The organism is Sphingobium sp. B11D3A (assembly GCF_025961695.1).
In the GTDB taxonomy this organism is placed as follows: domain Bacteria; phylum Pseudomonadota; class Alphaproteobacteria; order Sphingomonadales; family Sphingomonadaceae; genus Sphingobium.
Genome location: NZ_JAOQOE010000001.1, coordinates 1,370,780 through 1,395,295, shown reverse-complemented (window position 1 = coordinate 1,395,295; position 24,516 = coordinate 1,370,780). Strand labels below are relative to the sequence as shown.

19 protein-coding genes are annotated in these 24,516 nt (G+C 64.3%); 6 read left to right on the top strand and 13 right to left on the bottom strand.

Annotated elements, in window-relative coordinates:
• Positions 1 to 25: 25 nt before the first annotated feature.
• From M2332_RS06645 to M2332_RS06635, 3 genes are read right to left on the bottom strand one after another with little or no spacing between them, the layout of a single operon-like run.
• Entirely contained in the window at positions 26 to 1,528 is a 1,503-nt protein-coding gene (locus M2332_RS06645) for a GumC family protein (RefSeq protein WP_264571106.1), read from the bottom strand.
• Positions 1,528 to 2,721: a hypothetical protein gene (locus M2332_RS06640; protein ID WP_264573431.1), complete on the bottom strand. Its 1,194-nt coding sequence runs from the start codon at positions 2,719 to 2,721 to the stop codon at positions 1,528 to 1,530. Before M2332_RS06640 ends, M2332_RS06645 begins: the two co-directional genes overlap by 1 nt.
• A complete protein-coding gene (locus M2332_RS06635; RefSeq protein WP_264571104.1) occupies positions 2,718 to 3,335 on the bottom strand; it encodes a polysaccharide biosynthesis/export family protein in 618 nt (205 codons plus the stop codon). The genes M2332_RS06640 and M2332_RS06635 overlap by 4 nt, the downstream gene beginning before the upstream one ends.
• Positions 3,336 to 3,606: 271 nt before the next feature.
• Here M2332_RS06635 and M2332_RS06630 point away from each other — a divergent pair, with 271 nt between their 5' ends.
• The 4 genes from M2332_RS06630 (at position 3,607) to M2332_RS06615 (ending at position 10,120) form a co-directional block, all read left to right on the top strand.
• The gene (locus M2332_RS06630; RefSeq protein ID WP_264573430.1) at positions 3,607 to 5,139 is read left to right on the top strand and encodes a tetratricopeptide repeat protein; all 1,533 of its coding nucleotides are present in this window, start codon (positions 3,607 to 3,609) and stop codon (positions 5,137 to 5,139) included.
• 24 nt (positions 5,140 to 5,163) lie between these two features.
• Entirely contained in the window at positions 5,164 to 6,612 is a 1,449-nt protein-coding gene (locus M2332_RS06625; protein ID WP_181560414.1) for an undecaprenyl-phosphate glucose phosphotransferase, read from the top strand.
• 95 nt (positions 6,613 to 6,707) lie between these two features.
• The gene (locus M2332_RS06620; RefSeq protein ID WP_264573429.1) at positions 6,708 to 8,129 is read left to right on the top strand and encodes a hypothetical protein; all 1,422 of its coding nucleotides are present in this window, start codon (positions 6,708 to 6,710) and stop codon (positions 8,127 to 8,129) included.
• 263 nt (positions 8,130 to 8,392) lie between these two features.
• Complete coding sequence (locus tag M2332_RS06615) at positions 8,393 to 10,120, top strand: hypothetical protein (RefSeq protein ID WP_264573428.1); 1,728 nt, start codon at positions 8,393 to 8,395, stop codon at positions 10,118 to 10,120.
• 65 nt (positions 10,121 to 10,185) lie between these two features.
• Here the strand turns inward: M2332_RS06615 and ggt are convergent, their stop codons facing one another.
• Positions 10,186 to 11,928, bottom strand: a complete 1,743-nt coding sequence (gene ggt, locus M2332_RS06610; RefSeq protein ID WP_264573427.1) for a gamma-glutamyltransferase — start codon at positions 11,926 to 11,928, stop codon at positions 10,186 to 10,188.
• A 219-nt stretch (positions 11,929 to 12,147) separates the two neighbouring features.
• On the opposite strand from ggt, the gene M2332_RS06605 reads away from it, so the two are divergent.
• Complete coding sequence (locus M2332_RS06605) at positions 12,148 to 13,941, top strand: AMP-dependent synthetase/ligase (protein WP_264573426.1); 1,794 nt, start codon at positions 12,148 to 12,150, stop codon at positions 13,939 to 13,941.
• Between the two features lie 15 nt (positions 13,942 to 13,956).
• Here the strand turns inward: M2332_RS06605 and M2332_RS06600 are convergent, their stop codons facing one another.
• The 3 genes from M2332_RS06600 to M2332_RS06590 all read right to left on the bottom strand — a co-directional run bounded on the left by M2332_RS06600 (position 13,957) and on the right by M2332_RS06590 (position 15,665).
• Positions 13,957 to 14,373: a DUF6491 family protein gene (locus tag M2332_RS06600; RefSeq protein ID WP_264573425.1), complete on the bottom strand. Its 417-nt coding sequence runs from the start codon at positions 14,371 to 14,373 to the stop codon at positions 13,957 to 13,959.
• Positions 14,374 to 14,505: 132 nt separating this feature from the next.
• Positions 14,506 to 15,237, bottom strand: a complete 732-nt coding sequence (gene gloB / locus M2332_RS06595) for a hydroxyacylglutathione hydrolase (protein WP_264573424.1) — start codon at positions 15,235 to 15,237, stop codon at positions 14,506 to 14,508.
• On the bottom strand, positions 15,231 to 15,665 hold the full coding sequence (locus M2332_RS06590) for a VOC family protein (RefSeq protein ID WP_264573423.1): 435 nt from the start codon (positions 15,663 to 15,665) through the stop codon (positions 15,231 to 15,233). Before M2332_RS06590 ends, gloB begins: the two co-directional genes overlap by 7 nt.
• A 112-nt stretch (positions 15,666 to 15,777) precedes the next feature.
• Between M2332_RS06590 and M2332_RS06585 the strand changes: the two genes are divergently transcribed.
• The gene (locus M2332_RS06585; protein WP_264574915.1) at positions 15,778 to 16,494 is read left to right on the top strand and encodes an SIMPL domain-containing protein; all 717 of its coding nucleotides are present in this window, start codon (positions 15,778 to 15,780) and stop codon (positions 16,492 to 16,494) included.
• A 32-nt stretch (positions 16,495 to 16,526) separates the two neighbouring features.
• Here the strand turns inward: M2332_RS06585 and M2332_RS06580 are convergent, their stop codons facing one another.
• From M2332_RS06580 to M2332_RS06555, 6 genes are all read right to left on the bottom strand, one after another.
• Complete coding sequence (locus tag M2332_RS06580; protein WP_264573422.1) at positions 16,527 to 17,462, bottom strand: hypothetical protein; 936 nt, start codon at positions 17,460 to 17,462, stop codon at positions 16,527 to 16,529.
• 8 nt (positions 17,463 to 17,470) lie between these two features.
• Positions 17,471 to 18,229 carry an alpha/beta fold hydrolase gene (locus tag M2332_RS06575; RefSeq protein WP_264573421.1) on the bottom strand — a complete coding sequence of 253 codons (759 nt, stop codon included), beginning with the start codon at positions 18,227 to 18,229 and terminating at the stop codon, positions 17,471 to 17,473.
• Positions 18,230 to 18,242: 13 nt separating this feature from the next.
• Positions 18,243 to 19,325 (bottom strand): M48 family metallopeptidase, encoded by a 1,083-nt coding sequence (locus M2332_RS06570; protein WP_264573420.1) that lies wholly within the window; start codon positions 19,323 to 19,325, stop codon positions 18,243 to 18,245.
• A gap of 15 nt (positions 19,326 to 19,340) precedes the next feature.
• Entirely contained in the window at positions 19,341 to 20,429 is a 1,089-nt protein-coding gene (locus M2332_RS06565) for a YjgN family protein (protein WP_264573419.1), read from the bottom strand.
• 111 nt (positions 20,430 to 20,540) lie between these two features.
• A complete protein-coding gene (locus tag M2332_RS06560; protein ID WP_264573418.1) occupies positions 20,541 to 22,730 on the bottom strand; it encodes a TonB-dependent receptor in 2,190 nt (729 codons plus the stop codon).
• A gap of 160 nt (positions 22,731 to 22,890) precedes the next feature.
• Positions 22,891 to 24,477 (bottom strand): M23 family metallopeptidase, encoded by a 1,587-nt coding sequence (locus M2332_RS06555; RefSeq protein ID WP_264573417.1) that lies wholly within the window; start codon positions 24,475 to 24,477, stop codon positions 22,891 to 22,893.
• Positions 24,478 to 24,516: the final 39 nt, after the last annotated feature.

The following is a 24,516-nucleotide window of genomic DNA, read 5'->3' as shown; positions in this document are numbered from 1 at the left end:
ACTCCTTGGATACAGTGCGCGCGGATCAGTCGTCGTCATCATCGTCATCGGGCTTCGTGCGGCCCTTGCGCCCGCCAAAGGGCCACAGGCGCTTCAAACCGCGCTGCTGCTGCTCGGCCCGCGACATGATCGTGGGAATGACCACCAGCGGCAACGCACCGGTCGCTTGCAGTACGGCGTCAGCGCCACGGATCGGCCGCGTGAGCATCTCGATCAGGAAGATCAGGCCAAAGCCGAGACCCAGGCCTGCGAAGGCGCCGAGCAGGATGATCTTCGGGCGATTGGGCGAATAGGGGTCGTCCGGCACCACCGGCGGGTCGATCACGGAAAGACGCTCGCCCTGCTGCTCGTCCTCGGCACGCTTGCCCGCCTTGGCGTTCATCAGCTGGTTGGACACCTTCTGATATTGCTCGTTGAGGCCCGTCATGCGCTGCTGCAGCTGCGCCAGTTCCTGCTGCACCACCGGCGCGCGGATCTGGGCGCTCAGAATGGAGGCGCTGCGGCCTTCTTCGGCGGCACGCGCCGATTCAAGGCGGGAAATCTCGCGATTATTGGCGGCGATCTGCGCGGAAATAGCGGACGTCGGGATGCGCGACTGATTGGATTTCGCCAGCTCCCGCGCCTCGGCGAGCCGCTGCTTGGCCAGAACCACGTCCGGATGCTGCTCGGTGTAACGCGCCCGGGCGGTGGCCACAGCGGCTTCCGCTTCGGCGATCACCGGATCGCGGTCGGCCGCGCTTTGCGTCAGTTCACGCTGCGCCTGCAACTGCGCATTGGCGGACTGGAGCGCGGCGATGCGGCTGTCGATGCCGATGGTGCCGCCGCCGGTCGTCGCCATGGTGCTGCTGGCCAGCGTGAGGCCGTTCTTCAGCTGGATGTCGGCGATCTGCTTGTCCAGCGCTGCGATCTGCGTCTGCAGATCGGCCTGCTGGTCGGTGAGGAACTGAATGGTGTTCACCGACTGCGCGGCCGAGGTGCTGGCGTCCAGCTGCAGCACCTGGTCGGTCAGCGCCTGGGCGACGGCCTGGGCCTTCACCGGGTCGGAATAGTTGAAGCTCATCGAGAAGGCGATGGTGCTGCGCCGCCCGCCATTGGCGGCCTGGATGTCCGCTGTGACAGGCTCGATGGCAATCGCTTCGCGCATCGTGGTGATGACTTCGGAGAGCGACTGGGTCCGCAATTCGGTCTGGTACAGCCCGTTCCTCTGGATGAGTTCCACCAGCTGCGGACGGCTGAGGACCTGCTGGCGAATGCGCGCCATGCGCTGGTCGACGACGCTCGTGCCGTCTGCGCTGCGGGGATCGCCCGCCACATCCTCGGGAAGAAGCGAGGCCTCGACCAGCAGAACCGCCTTGGACTGGTACTGCACCGGCAGAAGGAACGCCGTAGCGATGCCGGCCAGGAGCAGCAGAAGGGCGGGCACGATGACCAGCCATTTGCGCTGCATGAGGATCGTCGGGATATGCGGCAGGAACGATGCCCCGCCGGACTCCTCAGCCGTGTCGTAATTGGCGTGGACGTTGTTCATCAGTTCTGACCGAGCCTGTACCGCAATCCAACGAGTCCGTGGATGTTTGCGTTGCGTGAGACGAGCGAGCTATATGTGTCACTATAGGTTACCGAAATGACAGCAGACAGCCGAGGACGTAGCAAACGCTCGTAACCGACGCTCGCCCGCGCATAATCGCTGTCATTGCCGCCGGTTCCCACAAGGCTGCTCGACCGGGAATAAGAGGCGCTGGCGTTGAAGCTGCTACGCTGATCGATCTTGTAATTGTACAGCGCGCCGATGGCCGTGACTCGCGAGGAGCCGGCGATCGACGAGGGGGAAACCCCATGCGAGCCCGTGAGGCAGAAGCTCGTGCGATCCCCTTCACGGCAGAGATCTGCCGAGGCGTAGAAGGACGTATTGTTGATCGACACGGCGGGGAATTGCGTTTCGCTGAAGGTCAAGCCCGCCGCGAGTTTCAGGCTCAACCGGGGCGCCAGCCGCGTATTGAGCTGTGCGGTCGGCGTATATTGGGTGGTCTTGCCGAAGGCGGGATCTAGATAGTCGCTGCGAGCCGCATTGAAGCCGACACCCACCGAGGTGTTTGCACCGATTGCGCGCATATAGGTCAGGCCGCCGCCGTAGGTGTCATATTCCTTGGAGAGGCCCATATTGTCCGGGAACCGCACGCGCGTGCCGTTGGCTGACACGTTGAGCGTGTCGCGGGGCGAGAGGGTGAAGCCAAGGCCAAGCTGGCCGGAGAACACGTCGGACCGCTGGCGATAGTTCACGCTGCCGCTCGGATCGACGATGATCGGGGAGCCAGGATCGACCGGGCCGCCCACGATCGGATCGTAGACCGGATACAGGCCGTTGCGCACGTAGCTGCTGTAGGAGAGACCTGCAGTCAGCGAGGTTAGCGGACTGATCTGGCGGCTGATGTTGCCGGAAAGACCGTAGTCGGTGGTGCCGTCGTAGAGCCGCGAATATTCCGTATGCGTCACCGATCCGCGCAACTGGGTCGTGCCCGTCGGCGAATTGATCGTGACGGTGGGGGCGAAGCTGCCGGCCAGCGTGGCAGCCGCGCTATCGCCGCCCACCGTGCCGTAGGGATTGCTGGCGACACCGCCGGTGACGCCGAGATCCGCGCCAATGCGGGTGTCAGCCTGCGCGGCGCTGCCGAGCATGAGAGCTGCCATGGCTGCCGAGCCGATCAGCTTCGTCTTATTCATGGAACGATCACCGTGTCGCCGGTCTGGATCTGGGGAATGGCGCGGGCGGCCTCTTCGGAAAGATTGCCCTTCATCGCGCCGCCGAGCCGGAAGCGCAGCGCCGACAGCTCATTGCCGTTCTTGCGGATGATGGTGACGTTATCGAGATTGGCGAACTCGTCCGGTCCACCGGCCATGGCGATGGCCTCGACCAGGTTCACATAGCGACCCGGGGTGAACGAGCTGGGGCCGCGGACCCGGCCCACCACCGAGAAGGTGAAGCCCGAGGGCGTTTCGACCGAGACGGTCACCTGCGGGGGCTCGCCGCGATACTGGCTGGCCAGTCCGTTCGAGATCGCAGTCTGGACCTGCTCCGGCAGCATGCCCTGCGCGACGATGCGGCCGACCAGCGGGAAGGAGAAGCTGCCATCCGGCAGCACGCGGATCGAGCGCTGCAGACGCTCCTCGCCCCACACATAAACCTCGATCTGGTCGCCGGGGTTAATTGTATAGGGCCGGGCGACCTGATTGGATGCACCGCCTGCCGCAGCGGCGTTCTGCTGCGCCATCGCTGGCAGCGTTGCGACGGCGGCAAGAAGGCCCGCCATGGACCATGAAATTACGGGAAACCGCACGGTTGAGGATCCTTCTACTTGGCCGGGAATGCAGGCTTCATATACCAAAACCCTATGCCGTCACTACGTAAAAGCTGGGTTAATGATGTGGGGGCAATGGTTACTTTCGTTGCTTGCTGGGGTTAAGCCCTGTAACGCGACGCGGGTTGGGCGATATTCACGACAGGGCGATATGACCGGGTTTGGCAGGCTGACTTTCGCTCATGGCAGCGCTGCCCGTTTCGGCAGTAGAATGCCGAAGGCCTCGGGCCGAGGCCCATCATCGAACGCTTTGGCAGCTTTGCTGATCCTCGCGGCCTTGGGCGGCTGCAAGAGCCCGAGTGAGCAGGCCGCCGAGCGGGCGCAGGCGGCGGAAGCGATGCTGCAGGCGGGTGACCTCGCCGGCGCCCAGCGGGCGATTGGCGAGGCGATCCGTCTGCGGGAAGATGGACCCAATTTCCAGCAATTGGCGGGCATGATTGCCTTGCAGTCGGGCGATCCTGCGGGGGCCTATCGGGCGTTCCAGAGAGCGCTGGAGTTCGATGCCACGAACCGCCTGGCCCTCGCTTATGTGGCGAATCTCGGTGTTCAGCTGGGGCAGATTGCGGATGCCGAAGCGGCAGCGGACCGATTGTTGACACTGGAACCCGATGCCATGCCCGCGCTGCAGACGAAAGGCATGATCGCCCTGGCCCGCGAGCAGCTGGACGATGCGATGTCCTATGCGGACCGGATTCTGGCGCGCTCGTCGACGGACGAAGCCGGTGTTATCGTGAAGGCGCGAGTGCTGGCGCGGCGCGGGCAGGCGGAAGAGGCCATCGCCCTGATCGACAACGCGTTGCGTGTCTCCGGCGATTCCTCGGCGCTGCTGACCAATAAGGTCAATCTCTACCGCTATCTGGGCAAGCCCGAGCCGATGGCGGAGGCGCTGGGCCGGCTGGTCGCGACCGGCAATGCCGGGACGGCCATGAAGCTGGACCGCATCAACCTGCTCTACAAGATGGGCCGGCTGCCGCAGGCCCGCGAGGCCAGTCTGGCGCTGCTCCGCGAGGGTCTGCGAGAGCCGTCGGATTATGAGGTGCTCACCCGCATCTGGTGGGAGTTCGACCCCACGCCGCTGTCGCCCGAGGTCGCGCGCGGGCCGACGGATTGGCGCGACCCGCTCGCCGTCCTGACGGTTTCGCGCTATCTGCTCGCGCGCGGAAATCGCGAGACGGCCAGTCTGCTTTTGAATTCCGTGCCAGACGGGCGGGCCAAGGATTTGATCGCGCCGCTCAAGCTGCGGCTGCTCATGGAAACCGGCAAGGATCAAGGAGTCGAGGGCCAGGTCGAATCGCTGCTCAAGCAGGATCCCGAGAATGTCGACGCGCTGCTGTTGCGCGCGCACTATGCGGCGAAAAGGGGCGACGCACGCGCTGCGCTGGAAGCGGCGCAGCTGGCGCTGGCGAACGATCCGCGCAATCCCGACGCCTATCAGGCCGTGGCGCAGCTTTATCGGGCGCGCGGCGAGAACTGGCGTGCCCGCCAGATCTACGAAGAGGGATTGAAGCAGATTCCCCAGAATTTTCCTCTGGTGCAATCTTATATGCAATATCTTCATGACTCGGGGGATAGGGCGCGGAGTATGTCGGTCGCGCGCAATTTTGCCCGGGCTTTGCCGTCGTCGGAAAAGGCGTGGAGCCTGCTCGTGGCGCAATGCGCGGCCATACAAGATGGGACCTGCGCGAGCGTGGCTCAGAATGGATTGGACAATGCCCGGACAGCCTATCTCGTGGATGATCCCCCAGGCAAACCGGCCGATCGCGGCCTGTTTGGTCGCTTTTGACACCGTTTTGTAATTCGGCGAACCATGATCAGCTTTCAGCGTCCTGCGCGTAACAAATATGTCCGCTTCACGTCCAACGTGTTGCGCTCGGGCGGTATCATCAATGACAGCCTGTGCTTCCTGCTGTCCTATCTGATCACGGTCGCCTTTTACCGCAGTTTCCTGGGCTATTATCTGGACGCGCGCCTGCATTCGACCGTCGTGGTCGTCATGGCGATCAACTTTTTCCTGATCCGGATTTCCCGGGACGCCTATTCCGGCTTCCGGGGGCAGGGCGATGATCTTGGCGGCAGCACATTCCTCGACTTCCTCGTGGCTTTGACGCTGACCGGATTCATCCTCGTCCAGTTTGGCAAAGGCGGCGATCTGTCGCTCCGCTTCGCGCTCGTCTTCTCGCTGGTCTGCCTGATCTTTCTGGTGTTTTCGCGCCTGCTGTTCCGGCAACTCGTTCGCGTGGCGATGAAGCACAAGATTATCGGACAGCGCGTGGCGATCTATGGCGCGGACCGGGAGGTAACGAGCCGGCTGCTGGAACTGCTGGAAATCGAGCGGCTGCCCCATATCAACATCGTGGGTTTTGCAGACGACCGGCGCTCTCGGGTCGAGACGGGCATGATCGGGCGATTTCCGTATCTCGGCGGGTTCGACGAGATGCTGGGCCTCGCGCAGCAGGGGATGCTGGACCAGGTGATCGTGGCGCTGCCTCTGGTGCGACAGGAGCGCCTCAACCAGATCATCGAGCAGCTCAGTGCCGGCGCGATCGACATTTGCATCATGCCGCGCGAGTTCCTGGTGCTGCGCGACCGGTACAGCGTCAATTATATCGGCTCCCTGCCGGTGCTCAGCGTGTGGCAACTGCCGATGCGAGACTTCGACGGTGTTCTGAAGGAGATCCAGGATCGCCTTCTTGCGCTCATCGGCGTGATCGTGCTGGCGCCGCTGCTCATCCTCACCGCGCTCGCCATCCGGCTGGAGAGCAAGGGGCCGATCCTGTTCCGCCAGAAGCGCCTCGGCTTCAACAATCTGGAAATCGAGGTTCTCAAGTTCCGGTCGATGTATACCGATCGTCAGGATGTCAGTGGTGGCGAACGGACCCGCAAGGGCGACCCGCGGATCACCCGGGTGGGCCGCATCATTCGTCGCACCAGCATCGACGAACTGCCGCAGCTGTGGAATGTGCTCCGGGGTGAGATGTCTCTGGTCGGGCCTCGGCCCCACGCCTTGGCGATGCGCGTCGGCGATGCCTATTATCACGACGCGGTTCGGGGATATGCTGCGCGGCATCGCGTGAAGCCCGGGATCACGGGCCTGGCGCAGGTGAGGGGCTTGCGCGGGGAGATCGATACGATCGAGAGAGCCAAGAAACGTGTCGAATATGACATCTATTATATCGAGAACTGGTCGCCCTTGCTTGATCTGCGGATCATCCTCGAGACTGTCGTGCGCCTGATCTGGGACAAGCATGCCTACTGAGGCTGTCCGCCAGCGTGAAGGGTCGTGCGAGCGGGCTGCCATGGCCGGCGCGTTGATGAGCGCGCTCAACTGCATCGCGCGGAGGGGATGAAGCGATGCAGGCGTTGATCGCTCAGGGCGTTCTCATCCTCTGGCCGCTGGTGGCTCTGGTCCTTTACATGACCATGTCGGCCGGACGGGCGACGATCTGGACGTTGCTCGCAGGCTATCTGCTGCTGCCGCGCGGGGTTGCGTTCGACCTTCCGGGCATCCCGGCCTTCGACAAGTCCACCGTCCCAAGCCTCGCAGCGTTCGTGCTTGCGCTGGCCACCTCGCGGCGGGGTGAGTTCAAATGGCCGCGCAGCAAGGCGCTGAACCTGCTGATGCTGGGCTTCGTCCTCACGCCCTTTGCCACGGCTTTGACCAACCGCGATTTTTACATGATCGGGAGCATGGCCTTCCCGGCGCTTGGTTTCAGAGAAGGGCTGTCCATGTCGGTCGGCCATATGATCACGCTGGCGCCGTTCGTGCTCGGCGCCGGTCTGCTGGGCAATGAGCGCGGCCATCGGCAGATCCTGCTCGCGCTGGTGATCGGCGCGCTAGCCTATTCCATCCCAATCATGCTCGAAGTCAGGCTCAGCCCGTTTTTTCAGCAGTGGGTCTACGGTATTTCCGACGGCGAGTATTTCCTGCAACAGATGCGGTTCGGCGGCTTCCGTTCGATGGTGTTCCTCGGCCATGGGCTGCTGGTATCTACGCTGCTCGGTATGGCACTTCTGGCCGCGCTCGGCCTGATGAAGATGCGAATGAAGTTGTTCGGACTCCCGATGGCTCTCATCGCGGCTTATCTGGCGGGCATCCTGATCCTGAACAAATCCGTCGGCGCAGTTGTCCTGGTCGCGCTGCTGGCGCCGATGTTGTTGCTGCTCAAGCGGCGCATGTTCCTGATCGCAATCGCCGGCTTGGCCATGATGGTCGTCACATATCCTGCCCTGCGCGGCGCCAATCTGCTGCCGTTGCAGGGGATCGCGCAGGCCACTGCCTCGTTGAGCGCTGAGCGGGCGGAATCCTTCGATTTCCGGCTGAGGAATGAGGAATTGCTGCTCGACAGAGCGGAGCAACGGCCCTTGTTCGGCTGGGGAACATTTGGCCGGAATCGCGTGATTGTGGTCGCGAATTGGGGCGGCACACTCGATGTCGCGGTAACCGATGGCACATGGATCATCGTCATCGGTATGCTGGGCTGGGTCGGCTATGTGGTATTCTTCGGTTTGCTGTCCTATCCCTTCTGGCGCGCTTTCCGGTTGCGCCGCAGCGCGGTACCGACAGCCAGCCTCGCACTGGTGGCGGTCCACATGTATAATGTGCTCGACTTGATCCCAAATTCGTCCATCCAGCCGATTACATGGCTCGTCGCGGGAGCGATTGCCGGACTGCGCCTGGACACGAGGCTCCGGAGAGGCCAGCGCGATGCCCAGCCGGTGGATGGGCCGTCCCGTGACATCCACCCGCTATCAAAGGCGTTGGCGCGCGCCTAGCAGCATGGCGAGCCGCTGATCGCCGCAGATGGAAACCTGTTGGTAGCTTTGCTCTTGGCAAAACCGAAAGATCGGTCAACCGGCTTAGAACGGCGGGCTGCAGATAATCTACAGAGCAATAGAGCGGATCGGTAACGCGATGCGTTCAGTGGGGTGGTAAGCAGGAATTTAACCACACTTGGCAATCGAAGCTTTTTGGCTCTCTCCTAGGTTCGCTTCGGGACGCAATGAATCCCTACGGGGTTGGCAGGAAGTTGAAGCGTATGAACCGGGTGCGTAAAACGAAACTCAGGTTGATCGGTGCGATGGCACTGAGTTCGACAGTGATGATGGGCACGGCGGCAGTGGCTGCCAGCACGGCCAGCGCGTTTCTTCTCTATACGGCGTCAATCAAGCTGAAAGGCCTCAATCTGGTGAAATGGGCCGATGTTCTCTCGGTTCTGACCCTTGCGTCACTCCCGTCGACGTCATCGGGCACAAAGCCGTCGGGCTCTTCCACGACGACGATTTCTACACCGGGTTCTGCGACCACTGTGGGAAGCGGGTCGGCAGCGACCGGCGTACCGGCCATGAAGCTCGGATTGAACTTGACTGCTCCCGCCACGTGGATTGGAAACAGGTCTTTCCTGAACCTCCTGAGCGGCTGGCGCCTCAGCAATGCACAGGGCGGATGGTCTGACATGCCCGAGGACCGTCTGGACGCCAACAAACGGCTTGTCGATCTGCGATCGGGTGAATCGGGTATTCGCCAAATGGCTCTGCCTACGCGCACCCTGCGGGGTGAGAGTGTCGATATCATCTGTCGGTGGCAAGGTACGGGAAGCGTCAGCGTCGGTGGTACGCCTGCAAAGAATGTCCGTGTATCCGGGAAAACCTTGACATTCACATTTGTCCCTCAGGGGGGGGCTTCACCCTGGCTTCGGATCGCAAGTACAAGCCCGTCGGATCCTGTTCGGAACGCAGACTGTCGTGAAGTTGACGCCGATCCGAATGCGACGTTCGACCCGACTTATCTTGCCGAGGTGAAGCGCTACGGCGTCTTGCGGTTCATGAAATGGTCTTACGGGGGCGTCGAGGGTAATCTTCCCGTGCGTTGGGAGGCCCGAACAAAGCTGGGCGACGAAATCGTGGCCGGTTCGGACGGCGTGGCGCTGGAATATATGATCCAGTTGGCCAATGAATTAAAGGCCGATCCGTGGTTCTGCGTTCCCTGGAATGCCGACGACGAGTATGTGCGCAAGTTCGCGGAGCTCGTGCGCACACGGCTGGACCCGTCTCTCAAAGCCTATGTTGAGGTATCTAACGAGGTTTGGAATTACGTTTATCCCGTGACGACGCAGGCTTTGAAAGAAGGTAAGGCGGCCGGTCTCTCCTCGAACGACCATATGGCAATGCTGTCTCGTTATTCGCAGAAGACTGGACAAGTGATGGACATCTGGTCCTCCGTTTTTGCCGGCCAGATGCAACGGATCGTTCGTGTTGCGGCAGTTCAGACGGGCGCCTGGAATGCGGACTTTGTTCTAAGTTTTGGCGACACTGCAAAGAAGGTGGATGCTGTTGCCATCGCGCCTTATTTTGCAGCGAACCTATCTGCGAATGCGCTTGATACCTCGGCAGGTGTCGATGCTGCCTTTGCCGGTCTGTCCAATGACGTGAACGACCGCATCGCCGAATCCAAGAAGGTCAAGGATGTCGCGACCAAATTCGGTTTGCGAACGATCACTTATGAGGCGGGCCAGCACGTGCTGGGATCGGCGCCGCTGGACAAAATGATCGCCCTGCAACGGGACGCGCGGATGACCAAGCTCTACACGACCTATCTCACCAAATGGCGTGACGAGGTCGGAGACCTCATGGTGATGTTCGCGGATTATGGAGGCGGCAGCCAATGGGGGAGCTGGGGCCAGCGGGATTATGTGGGTCAGCCTTTGAGTGAGGCGAATAAGGAAAGAGCCGTAGAGCTGTTCCGCCAGTCCTACATCACACGCTGATCAGGATAGATTGGATGGGACGGGTCGCGCTGAGCGCGGCCCGTTCTTTTGTCTGACGGATAACTTTATCGGTCAACTTGCGGAGTCGCGGCCTCAACGAGAACCCGCCCCTCTCTGCGTGGGTCATAACCGCCGTCCACCACGCCATTGCGGATGATGACGGCGTGAACACCGCTGTCTTCGCCTTGTCCGGGTCGCAGGTCGATGCCGCGGGCCTTCAGGCCTGCCAGCGTCTCCGGAGAGAACTTGCTCACTTCACCCTGAAAGGCAGAGCCGCGCGCGATGAGGTTGGGGAGGGCGAGGGCTTCCTGCATGGGGAGACCCCAATCCACTGCAGCGACCAGCGACTTGCCGACATAAGCGAGAATGGCGTTGCCGCCAGCTGAACCGATGGCGCCTGCGAAGTGGCCCGCGCGATCAACCATCACCAGCGGGATCATCGAGGAGCGCGGGCGCTTGCCGGGTGCGACGGCGTTGGCTGCCGGCCTTCCGCCCGCATCCTGCGGCGTGAAGGAAAAATCGGTCAGCTGATTATTGAGAAAGAAGCCATCGACCATGCGGCCCGTGCCGAAGATGGATTCGACGGTGGTCGTGATCGAGACGACATTGCCGCGCGCATCGCCCACGATGAAATGAGAGGTGCCGCCGGGCTCATGGGTATCGTCGATGCCAGCGATCTGCGCGCCGGGCGGCACGCCGGCCGAGGGCGGCGGCCCCGCGGTAGCGCCGATCAGCTTTGCCCGGCTGTCGACATAGGCGCTATCGAGGAGCCCGGCGACGGGAACGGCAGTGAACGCCGGATCGCCGACATAACGGTCGCGATCGGCGTACATCAGCCGGCTCGCCTCGGCGAACAGGAACCATGCCTGCGGGTCCGCCGGTCCGCGCTTGTCGATGTCGGTCCGTTCCAACAGGGAGAGCAATTGCAGGAAGGCGACACCGCTTGACGGCGGCGGCGGTACGCACACGACGTAGACCCGGTACGGATTGCACACGGCTTCGCGCTTGAGCGGGCGGTAGGCCGCCAGATCAGCCAGCGTCATGCTGCTGCCCAGCGGCCCGGCGGCGACGCGCGTCACGATCCGTTGCGCGGTATCGCCGGCATAGAGCGCGGATGGCCCCTGCGCCGCGAGACGCTGCAGAAAATCGGCATAAGCGGGATTGGCGAGCTGATCGCCGGCCTTCTTGATCGATCCGTCCGGGGCAGAAAAATAACGCCGCGCGTCGGCGACCTGCATCTGGGGAAAATTCCCTTCCAGGAACTTGGCCAGGCGCGGCGTGATAGTGAAGCCGGTGCGTGCCGTCCGCTCCGCGTCGCCGAAGAGAGATTTCCAGGGCAGGCTGCCATGCTCGTCATGAGCCAGGGCCAGCATCCGCACCGCACCCGGCACGCCGGTGGCCCGGCCGCTCACCAGCGCGTCGCGAAAGGGGATGGGCTTGCCGTCGGCGCCGAGGAACATGTCCGGCGCGGCACCGGCGGGTGCGGTTTCCCGACCGTCATAGACGACCACCTTGCCCGTGCCGCCATCGAAGAAGGTCATGAATGCGCCGCCGCCCATGCCCGAGCTCTGGGGTTCGACAAGCGAGAGCATCGCCTGCACGGCAATGGCCGCATCGACTGCGCTGCCGCCCTGGCGCAGGATCTTCATGCCGGCTTCCGCTGCCAGCGGGTTGGAGGCCACGACGAAATTCTGGGCTACCGGCGATGCAGAACGCGGCGCTGTGCTCCAGCGCGGCGGCGTGGTTGTCGCGCAGGCTGCCAGGGCCAGCGCGGAAAGGAAGCCGATGGCGACACGGAAATGGAACATATGGCAAGCCCGCTTGGTTGTGATCGACGACGCTGCGCTGCAGTCGCGGCACAGTGGGGCGCGCACGATCCCGAAGCAAGGGGATGATGTGCGTATCTTGCCGGCGCTGCCGCCCATGCCCGATCGGGCGCGCGGGCAGGGTGGCCCTCGCGGAACGGCGCGCTATATGGGATGTAAAGGCGCTCGCTGTCGGAGCAGCCGGTTCAAGGAGAGCGTTGCTTGCAGGCCCTCGAATATTTTCCAAGCCTGACCGCCATGTTTTTCACCCGCGCCATGGAGCGCGGCGAGCGGCCGTTCCTGTGGGCCAAGCAGGGCGAGCAATGGCAGCCAATCAGCTGGATGGAGACCGCCCGCCGGGTCGCCTCAATGGCAAAGGCGCTCAAGGCGCTGGGCGTCGCGCCGGGCGACCGGGTGATGCTGGTCTGTGAGAACCGGCCGGAATTCTGCATTGCCGATTTGGCGATCATGGCGGCGGGCGCCATCACCGTGCCGACCTACACCACCAACACCACGCGCGATCATGAGCATATCATCGGCAATAGCGGCGCGCGGGCGGTGATCTTCTCGACCGCGAAGATCGGCTCTGCCCTGCTGCCCGCCGTCGTGCGCTCGCGGATCGAGTTCGCGATCAGCATCGAGCCGATCAAGTCGATGCAGAACTCGGCTGTGCAGATCTGCGACTGGGCGACGCTCATCGCCGAGCATCCGGCCGACCCTGTCGCCTGCGCCGCCGAGCAGACGGCCACGCGCGATGACATTGCCTGCCTGATCTACACCAGCGGAACCGGCGGGGCACCGCGCGGGGTGATCCAGCATCACGGCGCGATCCTTTGCAATGTGGAGGGCTGTGTCGACATCATTGCCGGTGATTTCGGCTGGGACGACGAGGTGTTCCTCTCCTTCCTGCCGATCAGCCATGCCTATGAGCATTCGGGCGGGCAGTTCCTGCCGATCGGGCTGGGCGGGCAGATCTATTATGCCGAGAGCCTGGAAAAGCTGGCCAGCAATATTGCCGAAACCCGACCGACCATCATGGTGGTCGTGCCGCGCTTGTTCGAGCTGCTGAAAACCCGCGTCACCAAGGCGGTGGAGAAACAGGGCAAATTTCCTTCCATGCTGCTGGAGCAGACGCTGCGGCTGGGCGCCAAGCGGGCGGAAAGGGGCGGCACGCTGGCCTTGTGGGACAAGCCGCTCGAGGCCGTGCTCAACCGGACGATCAATCCCAAAATCCAGGCCCGGTTCGGCGGCCGCATGAAGGCACTGGTCTCCGGCGGTGCGCCGCTCAATCCGGAGGTGGGGACCTTTTTCCAGTCGTTCGGCCTCACCTTGCTGCAAGGCTATGGCCAGACGGAGTCAGGACCGGTCGTGAGCTGCAATCGTCCCTCGGTCGGGCTGCGGATGGACACGGTGGGGCCGCCGCTCAAGCATGTGGAGGTGCGCATTGCCGAGGATGGCGAAATCCTCGTGCGCGGCGAGCTGGTGATGAAGGGCTATTGGAACAACCCGGCGGAAACCGCGCGGGCCATCCAGGATGGCTGGCTGCACACCGGTGATATCGGCCGGTTCGACGATGTCGGGCGGTTGATGATCACGGACCGCAAGAAGGACCTGATCGTCAATGACAAGGGCGACAATGTCGCACCGGCCAAGCTGGAGGGAATGCTGACCCTGCAGCCGGAAATAGGGCAGGTGATGGTGCATGGCGACCGGCGCCCGCACATCGTGGCGCTGATCGTGCCCGATCCGGACTGGCTCAAGGCATGGGCGCAGACGCAGGGCAAGCCGGCCGATCTTGAGGCCTTGCGTGAGGACCCTGCGTTGCACGGGGCGATCAGGGCCGCGGTCGATCGCGTCAATATCGACCTGTCCGTGATCGAGAAGGTGCGGCGCTTTGCGTTGGCGGACGAGCCGTTCACGATCGACAATGAGATGCTGACGCCCAAGCAGTCGATCCGCCGCCACGTGATCCGCGCACGCTATCAGGCGCGGCTGGACGCGCTTTACAAGGCGTGACGGCTGGCCGGCGTGTTACTTGCCGGGCGTGCGGTAGGGAATGAAATCGCCCAGCGCGCAGCTGCCCGTCATCGCGCCCGAGGGCAGGTTCACCACGCGGGCGATGTCGCCCCGGCAATATTGCGATGAACTCATGCGGTTCATCACCAGCGTGTCGCCGCGCGAGATGCCGTTGCAACTCCCCTGCAGGCGGTTGAGATAGACCTGATCCTTGCTGACCACATAGACCAGCGTGTTATCGCCGATGGACCGCAGGCGGCTGCTATCGAACGAGGTCACGCAGGAGACGGGCTCGCCCGCCGTCTTGCCCTCCAGCAGGCGCTCCAGCTCCTGCGTTTCGCGTTCGCTGAGCCTTGGTTCGGGGGCGGGACCCGCCGTCGCGCAGGCGGCTAGCGGCAGGACCGCCAATGAGAGACACAATCTGTTCATCATCTCCGCTCCTCTCGCGTCCGTCTGTCTCGCGAAACTAGCAGATTTCCGGCTGTCTCGCATCTTGTATGACGGATACGAATGTGCGGGCCCTTGGTTGCGCAGGCCAGGACAGAGCGCCGTGGCCTCTATTGCCTACCCCCTGTCCTTGGCCGCGCGCCGGCTGGCCAGTTCCTCCACGCTTTGGGCGCGCATGAAGGGGTTGGTGGCGCGTTCCAGCGCGATCGTTGTGGGAACGGTGGCCTCGTCGCGCGCGCGCGCAGCTTCGACCTGCGCGAGGCGATCCGCGATGGCCGCATTCTGCGGTTCGGCCTGAAGGGCGAACTTGCCGTTGGAGAGCGTATATTCGTGCGCGCAATAGACCTGTGTGTCGTCGGGCAAAGCCTCGAAGCGACGCATATTGGCGTACATCTGCGCGGGCGTACCCTCGAACAGCCGGCCGCAGCCCATGGCGAACATCGTATCCCCCACGAAGATCATGACATCGTCAGCAAAGTGATAAGCGATGTGGCCGGCGGTGTGGGCCGGCACTTCCATCACCACCGCTTCATGGTCGCCCAGCCGTACCCGGTCGCCTTCGCGGGCCGGGCTGTCGACATGGGGGATTCTCGCCAGTTCGGCGGCGGGCGCCGTGACGGTGGCGCCGGTCGCGACCACGATGCCCGCATTCCCGCCGATATGATCGCCATGCCAGTGCGTATTCCAGATCTGGGTGATGGACCAGCCGCGCGCCTGCGCGGCGGCCAGCACCGGCTCGGCCACCGAGGGGTCGACGACCAGCGTCTCCCCGCTCGGCTTGTCATGGACCAGCCAGATGTAATTGTCCGACAGAACCGGAACACGCAGGATTTCGAGCGTGCTCACCATTCACCCGTGTTCGGCATCGACGCCCAGGGTTCGGCCGGGTCGAGGTGGCCATCCTGCAGCAGCTCAATGGAAATGCCATCGGGCGTGCGGACAAATGCCATATGGCCGTCCCGGGGCGGGCGGTTGATGGTCACGCCATTGTCCATGAGGCGCTGGCAGGTCTCGTAGATATTCTCGACCCGATAGGCGAGGTGGCCGAAATTGCGCCCGCCGCCATAGCTTTCGCCGGCGCTGCCGTCTTCCGGCGGCCAGTTGTAGGTCAGTTCCACCTGCGCATCCTCATCGCCCGGCGCGGCGACGAAAACGAGCGTGAAACGACCCTTCTCATTATCGAAGCGACGGACTTCCTTAAGGCCGAGCAATTCGAAAAAGCGCAAGGTTGCGTCGATGTCGGTCACGCGGATCATGGTGTGGAGATATTTGGGCATGGTGCAGCTCTTTCCTTTGGTCCCGCGTCAGCAACGGTTCAGCACAAGAGTGAGATTGGTCACCTCTCAAATAGGCGTCTCGCGGTCGCGGGAAAAGAGAGGAATGCGCACAATGGTTTGGCTGCAGGACATGAACAAGGTCGCTTTGGCAGGTGCGGTGGTACTCGCGGGCGGCATGATCACCGGTGGCTACCTGCTTGGGGATGGCCTGCGGCGTGCTCACGCGGCCGACCGGTCTGTCACGGTGCGGGGCCTTGCCGAGCGGAATGTGACCGCCGATCTTGCGACCTGGACCATCGCCTATTCCGCGACCGGCACCGACCTTGCCAGCGTGCGGGCCGATATCGAGGGCAATACGGCTGAACTGCGCGGCTACTTCAAGAGCCTCGGCTTCCCGGACACTGCGCTGACCGCGACCGGTGCCGGGGTCAATCAGTTCATCAACAATGGCGTGCCTAACATCACGATCACCCAGCGGATGCAGTTGCGCACGACCGATATCGAGCGGGCGCAAAAGGCAGTGGCCAACCAGTTCGATCTCGTCCGGCGCGGCGTCACGCTGCAGGAAGGCTCGGCGATGAGCTACAGCTTCACCAGGCTCAACGATATCAAGCCGGAGATGGTCGCCGCCGCGACCAAGGATGCGCGCTCCTCCGCAGAACAGTTCGCCAAGGATAGCGGCACTGGCGTGGGTGGCATCAAGAGCGCGACACAGGGCTATTTCTCCATCGAGCCGCGTGATGGCGAGACGTCCGGCGGTTATGGCGCGGCTGACACGCCGTTCAAGAAGGTGCGGGTCGTGACGACGGTGGACTTCTACCTCGATTGAGGTCGGCCGGACTCAGCCGGCCGCGTGATGCTTCACCGCCCGGTTTCGGTCCCTGTCGGAGCAGCGGCGGGGGCCGGATCGCCGTTCAGCTGGGCGAGATAATCGGTGGCCTGCCGGGCAATATCGCTATCGCGCGCAGCCAGTTCCTTGCTGCGGCTGAAGGCAGCGCGGGCGCCGGCATCATTGCCTGAGAGCGCCAGAATGATGCCCTGTTCCAGCGCAATGGCGGCATCGTTGCGGGCGCGGCTGGCGGCTTCCTCGATATGCAGGCGAGCCAAGGGCAGGTCGTCCATGCGCCGGGCCAGCGTGGCCGAGAGCAGCCATGCGAGCGGATCGGCGGCGGCCAGCACGATCGCCTGATCGAGATCGGCCCGGGCGCCGGGCAGATCCTTGGCAGCCACGCGGGCGCGGGCGCGATCCAGATAGATTTCTCCGGTCGCGAGCGTCTTGGGCAGGGGCCGGGAGAGCGCCGCGTCCAGCGCTCGCAGTGCGCGTGGCGTTTCCCCCGCGATCAGTGCCGCGTTGCCGGCCTGCGACCACAATCGCGCCTGCGTTACCGCGTCGAGGCCCTTGAAGGCCGCGCCATCCTCGAAAGCCTTTGCCGCATCACTCCAGCGCCCGGCCTGGCCGAGCGCATAGCCCCGGCATTGCGCGGCATAAGCGCCGCCATCGGTCTTTGCCCAGGTCTCCGCATCGGCAATGCCCTCGGAGGGGTTTGCGTTGGCGCGCTCCAGACAGGTGGCGAGGCGGGGCGCAATGGCGGGCGGGACGACGGCGGCCAGTTCCGTGCTGTCATTGCCGGCGCGTTCCCCCGGAACCTGCTCGATCCAGGGGCGCTGCTCTCTCTGCTCGGCCTCGGCGCGGCGCATCTCGTCTCGTCGCCGCAGCAGGGCCTCGATTTCGGGATCATGCTGGGGCACGCTCGCCTGAGCGAGCTGGGCGAGGGAAAGCGCGGCGGCAACGAGCATAGGCAGGGTCAGGACTCCACGAGGCGCGCGACAGTCGCGATCAGCAGGGCGATGTCCTGCGGGCGCGAGAGGCGATGATCGCCATCCTTGACGAGCAGCGTCTGCACATCGGCTGAACGAACCTGCTGCGCGATCCGCACGGCGATCTGCCAGGGGACGTCGGCATCGGCCTGTCCTTGCAGCAGGCGGATGGGGCACTCGATCGCGATTTCGCCATCGAGCAGCCGCAGCGCCTCGCCCGATTCCCAGAAGGCGCGTGTGGTGACATAGGGCTGGTCGCCATAAGGCGTAGGCTCGACCAACTTGCCCTCGCGCTGCAAGATCGCTTTTTGCGCAGCATCAAAGCCCCAATTGGTAAAATCCGGCGCGGCGGCGATGCCGACGAGGCCGGCGACGCGCGCGCCCAAATCGCGGGCGAGTAGCAGGGCCAGCCAGCCGCCCATGGAGGAGCCGACGAGGATGATCGGCCCGGCGGGGACGCAATGATCGATCACGGCGCGGGCATCGTCGCGCCAGCTGGCGAGTGTGCCGTCCTCGAACCGGCCTGCACTTTCGCCGCAGCCCGCATAGTCCAAACGGAGCATGGCGCGGCCTTGGGCGGCGGCCCAGTCGTCCAGCGCGAGCGCCTTGCTGCCCATCATGTCCGACATGTAGCCGGGGAGGAAGACGATGGTCGGCCCTGTGCCGGACCGGTGGCGATAGGCGAGGCGCAGGCCTGCGGCGTTGGGCAGGAAGGCGGGCGGTGCGCTGGTGGTGTCGTCAGTCATGACGCTGCCCTTATCAGAAAGGGAAGCGGCTGGCAGGTGCGACGTCCTTGTCATCCTTGCAGGCATTCACGAGGGCGCGCCATTCCGCCGGAGTCAGTGCGGCCTCATAGCGGTGGCCCTTGCGCGCAGAGGCCTCGAACGCCTTGCGCCGTTCGGCCGAAATGGGGTGCGACGCCATGAGATTGGCGGCGCGCTCGATCTGCTCCCCGCCCTCACCACCGCCGAGGCGTTTAAAGAAGGCGGCGGTGGGCAGGGGCGATATGTCGGCCTTTTGCAAGGCGCCGATGGAGTAGCTGTCCGCCGCCCGCTCGGCATCGCGACCATAGCTCAGGGACAGCAGGCCGTTGGCGGTGTTGCCGAGGTCACCGCCGAACCCGCCCAGCACGATGCTGAGGCCAAACTGGCGGATCAGCGCGGTCATCGTGTCGCGGTTGCGGACATGGCCGATCTCATGGGCGAGGATGCCAGCCACTTCATCGGGCGACTGGGCATCCTGAATGAGCTGGTCAAACAGCAGGATGTGGCCGCCGGGCAAGGCGACCGCATTGACCATCTTTACATTGGCGATGCCGATGCGGCGGATTGGTACATCCTCACCGAGCTTGCGCTGGAGCTTGTCGAGCGCGGCGCGGCTTTGGGGCGTCTGGCACAGGCGACCGCCGAAATCGCCGATCATGGCATCGCCGAGCCGTTGCTCCCAGCTGAGCGGAACATGCGGCGCGATCCAGTCGGGCGCGCGGAGGACGGCGTAGACGACGCCCGCCGCGATCACGGCGAAGAGCGCCAGTGCCCGCCACAGGCCGACACGGTCGATCCAGCGGCCATAACGTGCGGGGAGGGGCAGGTGGATCGCGAAGTCCTGCGGTGGCGCGCCGGTGAAGCCGAGCCGCCAGCCATGCTGCCCGCGCAGGCCATAAATGGAGCGCCCGCCGCTGCCATCGACCGGCACCAGATCGCCCCAGCGGTGCGGGCCGCTTTTGTTCAGACCCCAGCGGAGCGTGAACGTCTGCGCTGTCCATTCCAGAACCGGATGATGGCGCGTCGCGCTGGTGCCATCATAATGCCAGATGGTCTCGTCCGGGCCGGCCTGGGTCATGCGCGCGCTATGGAGCTAGATAGCGCCGATGTCGAACGCATCGGCAAGGCCCTCGCCCTGACCCGGCGCATTCGTGCTCGACTGGGTGAGAGATGAGAGGCTGATCTCGCCGCTGGCATCGAGATGGACGATGAAGAACTTCCAGTGCCGATAGGAGAGGAAGACGAGGCCGATGCCGAGCGTCAGCACCACCAGCGCGATGTCGCCGAGGATGAGCTTGAACCAGTCCTTGGTGCGGGCCGAAAAGTGGAAATCGAGCGTCGAAAGTGACAGGCTGCTCACCGCCACGCGGAAGAATTTGGCGTAATAGGCCAGCGCCACAAAGCCGATGATCGTATAGATCAGCAGCACCATCAGGATCATCGCCAGCACGAAGGCGAGGCCGGGTTGGGCCTGCGTCTCGGGATCGAAACCGCCAAGCATCGCAGCGCCGCCACCTGCAAAGATGAGTACGGCCATGACGGCAAAGATGATGAACGGCAGCAGGTAGAATAGCAGGAACCGGCGGAAGATTTGTCCGGGCATTGCCGCCGCGCGGAAGGGATGGGGGCCAAAGCTCATCGCGTTCCAGCGATCGTTCCACAGCGAGGTCATCGACCAGGGAATGAGCAGGCCGATCACCATCCACGCGACGATGTTGCGCCAGACATAGGACCAGCCATAGGCCCAACCCTTATCATTGCTGCCACCGCGAATGCCGTGCCACCAGGTGCGGCTGAGGCGATAGCGCAGCATCCGCATGCGCGCGACGCCGGCGAGATAGAAGATCACCATGAACGACGCGAGGCCCAGCACGCCGGCGAGCGGTGCCTGTCCGCGCAACACCATCGCCTGCATGCCGAAGTTGAGAAACAGAAAGGGGATGCCGAAAAGCACCAGCACGATGAGGAAGCCGATGAGCAGCTCAACGCCGGTGCCGGTCCATTCCAGCCGCTCGTCGATGAAGCGGGTGCGGCTCCATAGATAACGGCGCGTCCGCGTCGTTGCCCAGAAGCGATACACGCCCAGTGTCACGATGGTCAGCAGCAGATTGGTGAAGGCAATCGGGGCGTATTCCCGCCAGCTTCCTTCAAAACCGAATGCACGGTCGGTCTGGTCGTTCATTGGCAATGGTCCCCCGGCTATTGCGCGGGCGACCAGACACCGGATGCGGCTGAGCTGTCAAGTGACTGAGAAAAAAGGGCGGGGCGCGGAGAGGGGCGCCCCGCCCCGCACTCACAGGGCGAGGGAGACCGTGAGGCGTATGTCGCGCCCGGCGAGCGGGGCGTAATCCTTGAGCAGGCTGGCATGGCGCCGCGCCTCGACATCGAAGATGTTGTTGGCTTGCAGGGAGAAGGAAACCTGCTGGTTCGCGATGGCGGGTTTCCAGGTCAGCCCGGCGTTGACGAAGGTGTAGGCCGGCGTGACAGTCTCGCGCGCGCTTACCCGATCCTGGTTGAAGGCATGCTCAATCTCGCCGCGCGCAGACCATTCGCCCGCATCGAGCGTGGCACCGCCAAGCAGCCGCAGCGGCGGGATGCGCGGGACGGGCTCCCCGCTGTTAAGAGTCGCGCGCGTGAAGTCGGCGAGACCATCCAGGCGCAGTTCGGTGCGCCCGAAGCGCGCCGCGGTCCAGTCCGCCTGAATCTCCGCGCCATAATATTCCGCGCCGGATTGCAGATAGGCAAAGCAGGGGAATTCCAGCGAGGTCGCGCCGCTGGCCGCCAGACAGACGCTGTCATCGACGATGGAATCATAAATGAACCGATCGAACTTGTTGTAGAAGCCCGAGATGGTGAAGTGGAAGTCCTGGCCCCGCCCGTGCAGTGTGCCCTCGACGCCCCAGCCGCGTTCGGTGCCGAAGTTGGGGTTGCCCAGCTCAAAAGCCTGCGTGCCGGCATGGTTGCCGCGCGCGAAGAGTTCGTCTGCCGTGGGTGCGCGCTCGACCCGCGAGAGGTTGACGCCGACCCGCCAGTCTGTCGCGATGGCATAGCTCGCGCCGAGCGATCCCGACACCGTGTCGAAGTTGCGGCGATAGTCCGGCGAGCCGAGGTCGCTGTCCTGCGCCGCCTCGATGCGGTTGTGCTCGAACCGCGCGCCGGCCTCCAGCCGCACCTTGCCGAGATCGAGCGCCTGCAGGGTGAACAGGCCCCAGGTCTCGCTGTCGATAGCCGGCAGGAACTTCTCCTCGCCTTCGATGTGGCTCTTGCGCAGCAGCATCTGGCCGCCGATCGCGCCTTCCCATCCGCCGCGCCGCGCCTGTACGAGATCGAGCCGGGTTTCGAGGCCTTGCGTGAAGAAGCGGGTGTGAATGTCCTGCCCGTCGAGCGACATCTCGGCGTGCTCGTAATCGGCCCAGCCGGCGCGCAGGCGGATCTGGTCGAGCAATCCGCCGCCCACATTCACTTGCGCGCGCAGATCGGCACGGGTCTGTTTCATCTGGATTTTGACTTCCTCGGCGCCGTGCTCGTGCTCGCCTTCTTCGCCCTCGATCGCGCCTTCGTCCTCATGGTCCTCGTGGGTCACGTAGCGGATCGGCAGACCATAGGTGAATTGCGAGCGGCCGACCGAGAAGCCGATGGACCCGCCGGAATCGATGTAGTTGAGGCCGCCGGTGTAGCTCCAGCCTTCGATGGCGGAATTGGGGATGCGCCCGCGCAGCCCGGCGAGGTCGCGGATCTCGGCTTCGTCGCTTTCCAGCGCTTCGGCGCGCGGCTCGGCGCCAAGCACATAGCCGCCGCTGCGCAGATCGTCGGTTTCGATCCAGCTGCCATCGGCATGGAACACAAAGCCACCCCCCAGTGCAATGTCGGTCTTGCCGGCGAGCGATTTCTCGCGGGCGGCGCTGCCGAAGGTACCGGTGGCGGCCAGATCGAAGCCGCCCTCGGGCAGATGCGTAGGAATGCGCGTGTCGATGACGTTGACGACGCCGCCGACCGCGGACGAACCATAGAGCAACGCCGCAGGGCCGTGCAGCACCTCGATCCGGTCGGCGAGCAGCGGATTGATTGCGACGGCATGATCCGCCGAGGTGGCGGACGCGTCGAAGCTGCCGATCCCATCAGTGAGCAAACGGATGCGGTCGCCCGAGAAGCCGCGCAGGATCGGGCGGGAGGCGCCGGGGCCGAAGGACGTGGAAGAAACGCCCGGCTGCCGGGCCAGCGTCTCGCCCAGGCTCGGGCGGATGTCGCGGGCCAGTTCCTCGCCGGTGAGGACGGATGTGCCACCAAGCACATCGATATGCGAGCGCGGGATGATCGCGGTGACGACGATGTTTTCCGGCCGATCGTCATGGCCATGCGCTTCGCCGGTATCCGGCGGCGGCTGACGCTGCGCCAGAGCAGGGGCTGCGAACAGCGCGGCGCTGGAGAGAAGGGCGGAGAGGGCGGCGGTATGCGCGAGGCGCGGACGGAAATTGCTTTTCATATGATATAACGTAACGAGTGGAAAAATGCTGCGCAAGCGAAATATCGTTCGGCGTCGCTTCGTGCGAATTTTGACGCGGCAGCGGGGCGGCGCGCGTCAGGCGCGCCGAAGGCGTGGCATCCGAGAGGAACGACGTCGCTCGTGACCGAGCGGATCGCTCTTACCGCGTGCGGCTGGACCCGCCGCCTGCCGACTGAGCGGACGCAGCAACGCTTGAGGCATTGCTCGCTGCCATTTCCGTCGGCTCCGTCTTCGCAGGCTCAGGAAGGCCGGCGCGCAGGCGCTTGAGTTCGGCAAGGCGGCCCTTGAAGGCGCGCAGTTCGGCGCCGGCCAGTTGCGCTGTCTCGGTGAACTTCACGCTCGCCGGATTGATGGTGCGGCCATTGCGATAGAGTTCGTAGTGCAGGTGCGGCCCGGTGGAGAGGCCGGTCGAGCCGACATAACCGATGACCTGCCCGCGCTTGACGCGCTGACCAGCGGCGACGGCGATGCGGCTCATATGGCCGTAGCCAGAACCAAGGCTGCCACCATGCTCAATCTTGACGTACTTGCCATGGCCGCCGTGCCAACCGGAATAGGTCACCCGGCCGTCGCTCACCGCATAAATGGGTGTGCCGGTGCTGGCGGCGAAGTCGAGGCCGGCGTGCATCCGGCTATAGCCGAGGATCGGGTGCCTGCGCATGCCATAGCCGGAACTCTGCCGCCCGCTTACCGGACGGGCGAGAACACCGCGCCGCTCACCGACGCCGGATGCTTCGAACCACTGCGCGCGGCCGGCCTGCGTCCAGCGCAGCAGATTGATGTCCTTGCCGCGCTGCCGCTGCAGCCCTGCAAACAGCAGCTCTCCGGTCTCGCTTTCACCGGTCGCGGCGCGGCGATGGGCGACGATGATATCGAACGTATCGCCAGCCCGCAGGCCGTTGCCGACATTGACCTGCGCCGACAGCACCTTGAGATAGGCCTGGATCGTCGACGGATCGGCGCCGGCTGCGCGGGCAGAGCGGTAGAGGCTGTCACCCACCTGGCCGCGAATGCGCATTGGCGTGTTGTCCACAATGATGGGAATGCGGCGCAGCGTCAGCGCGCCATCCTGCCGGGTGATTTCCAGAGCCAGCTCGAGCTTCGCGCGGAGGGACAGATGATCCAGCGGGCGTGCGACATTGCGATTGGCGCGCCGCCCGAGCACGATGCGCACGCGGGTGCCGGGCGCGATCGTGGCAGGATCGACAGCCTGCCGGATCAGCGCCATCGCCGCGCTGGCGTCATTGCTGCTGATGCCAGCGCGCGCGAGGGTGTGAGCAAAGCTGTCGCCAGTGCCGACGGCGGCATCCAGCTCGATCTGCGGGCGCTCGGGCGTCTCGCGCAGCGGCGCGACCAGATCGGTCGGCCCCATGCGCTTGCCTGTATCGGCCCCGAGCGCCGAGGCGCTGATCATCTGCGAGCGATACTGGTCCAGCTGCTCGGTCGAGAGCGGCGCGGGTTGTGCGCCGGGGACGGTCAGAACGCCGGGCGCGGACATGACCATGATACCGCAGAGCGAAAAGCAGGTGATGAGACCGCGCCACCAGGTCCGGCTGCCGATGTTCTGGCCAAGATCGGGCGCGAGATCGACACGATGCGCCCAGTCCTGCACTCGCTCGCGCCAGTCGCCAGAACGGAGCGGTGCGAGCACCTTCGCCGGGCTGTTGAGCCAAAGCGTACCGGTGCCGGCGCCCTGCGTGGGGCTAAGCTCGATCTTCTGAAACACGAATTGATGCGCCCCTGACGGCTTCTGCCACGCTGTCGC

What these genes read in the sequence shown, in the direction of transcription:
- M2332_RS06615 (WP_264573428.1), top strand. Translation starts at nt 8,393, where the DNA reads ATGAACCGGGTGCGTAAAACGAAACTCAGGTTGATCGGTGCGATGGCA.
- M2332_RS06570 (WP_264573420.1), bottom strand. Translation starts at nt 19,325, where the DNA reads ATGACCCAGGCCGGCCCGGACGAGACCATCTGGCATTATGATGGCACC.
- M2332_RS06600 (WP_264573425.1), bottom strand. Translation starts at nt 14,373, where the DNA reads ATGATGAACAGATTGTGTCTCTCATTGGCGGTCCTGCCGCTAGCCGCC.
- M2332_RS06585 (WP_264574915.1), top strand. Translation starts at nt 15,778, where the DNA reads ATGGTTTGGCTGCAGGACATGAACAAGGTCGCTTTGGCAGGTGCGGTG.
- M2332_RS06645 (WP_264571106.1), bottom strand. Translation starts at nt 1,528, where the DNA reads ATGAACAACGTCCACGCCAATTACGACACGGCTGAGGAGTCCGGCGGG.
- ggt (WP_264573427.1), bottom strand. Translation starts at nt 11,928, where the DNA reads ATGTTCCATTTCCGTGTCGCCATCGGCTTCCTTTCCGCGCTGGCCCTG.
- M2332_RS06580 (WP_264573422.1), bottom strand. Translation starts at nt 17,462, where the DNA reads ATGCTCGTTGCCGCCGCGCTTTCCCTCGCCCAGCTCGCTCAGGCGAGC.
- M2332_RS06560 (WP_264573418.1), bottom strand. Translation starts at nt 22,730, where the DNA reads ATGAAAAGCAATTTCCGTCCGCGCCTCGCGCATACCGCCGCCCTCTCC.
- M2332_RS06640 (WP_264573431.1), bottom strand. Translation starts at nt 2,721, where the DNA reads ATGAATAAGACGAAGCTGATCGGCTCGGCAGCCATGGCAGCTCTCATG.
- M2332_RS06575 (WP_264573421.1), bottom strand. Translation starts at nt 18,229, where the DNA reads ATGACTGACGACACCACCAGCGCACCGCCCGCCTTCCTGCCCAACGCC.
- M2332_RS06565 (WP_264573419.1), bottom strand. Translation starts at nt 20,429, where the DNA reads ATGAACGACCAGACCGACCGTGCATTCGGTTTTGAAGGAAGCTGGCGG.
- gloB (WP_264573424.1), bottom strand. Translation starts at nt 15,237, where the DNA reads ATGGTGAGCACGCTCGAAATCCTGCGTGTTCCGGTTCTGTCGGACAAT.
- M2332_RS06625 (WP_181560414.1), top strand. Translation starts at nt 5,164, where the DNA reads ATGATCAGCTTTCAGCGTCCTGCGCGTAACAAATATGTCCGCTTCACG.
- M2332_RS06620 (WP_264573429.1), top strand. Translation starts at nt 6,708, where the DNA reads ATGCAGGCGTTGATCGCTCAGGGCGTTCTCATCCTCTGGCCGCTGGTG.
- M2332_RS06590 (WP_264573423.1), bottom strand. Translation starts at nt 15,665, where the DNA reads ATGCCCAAATATCTCCACACCATGATCCGCGTGACCGACATCGACGCA.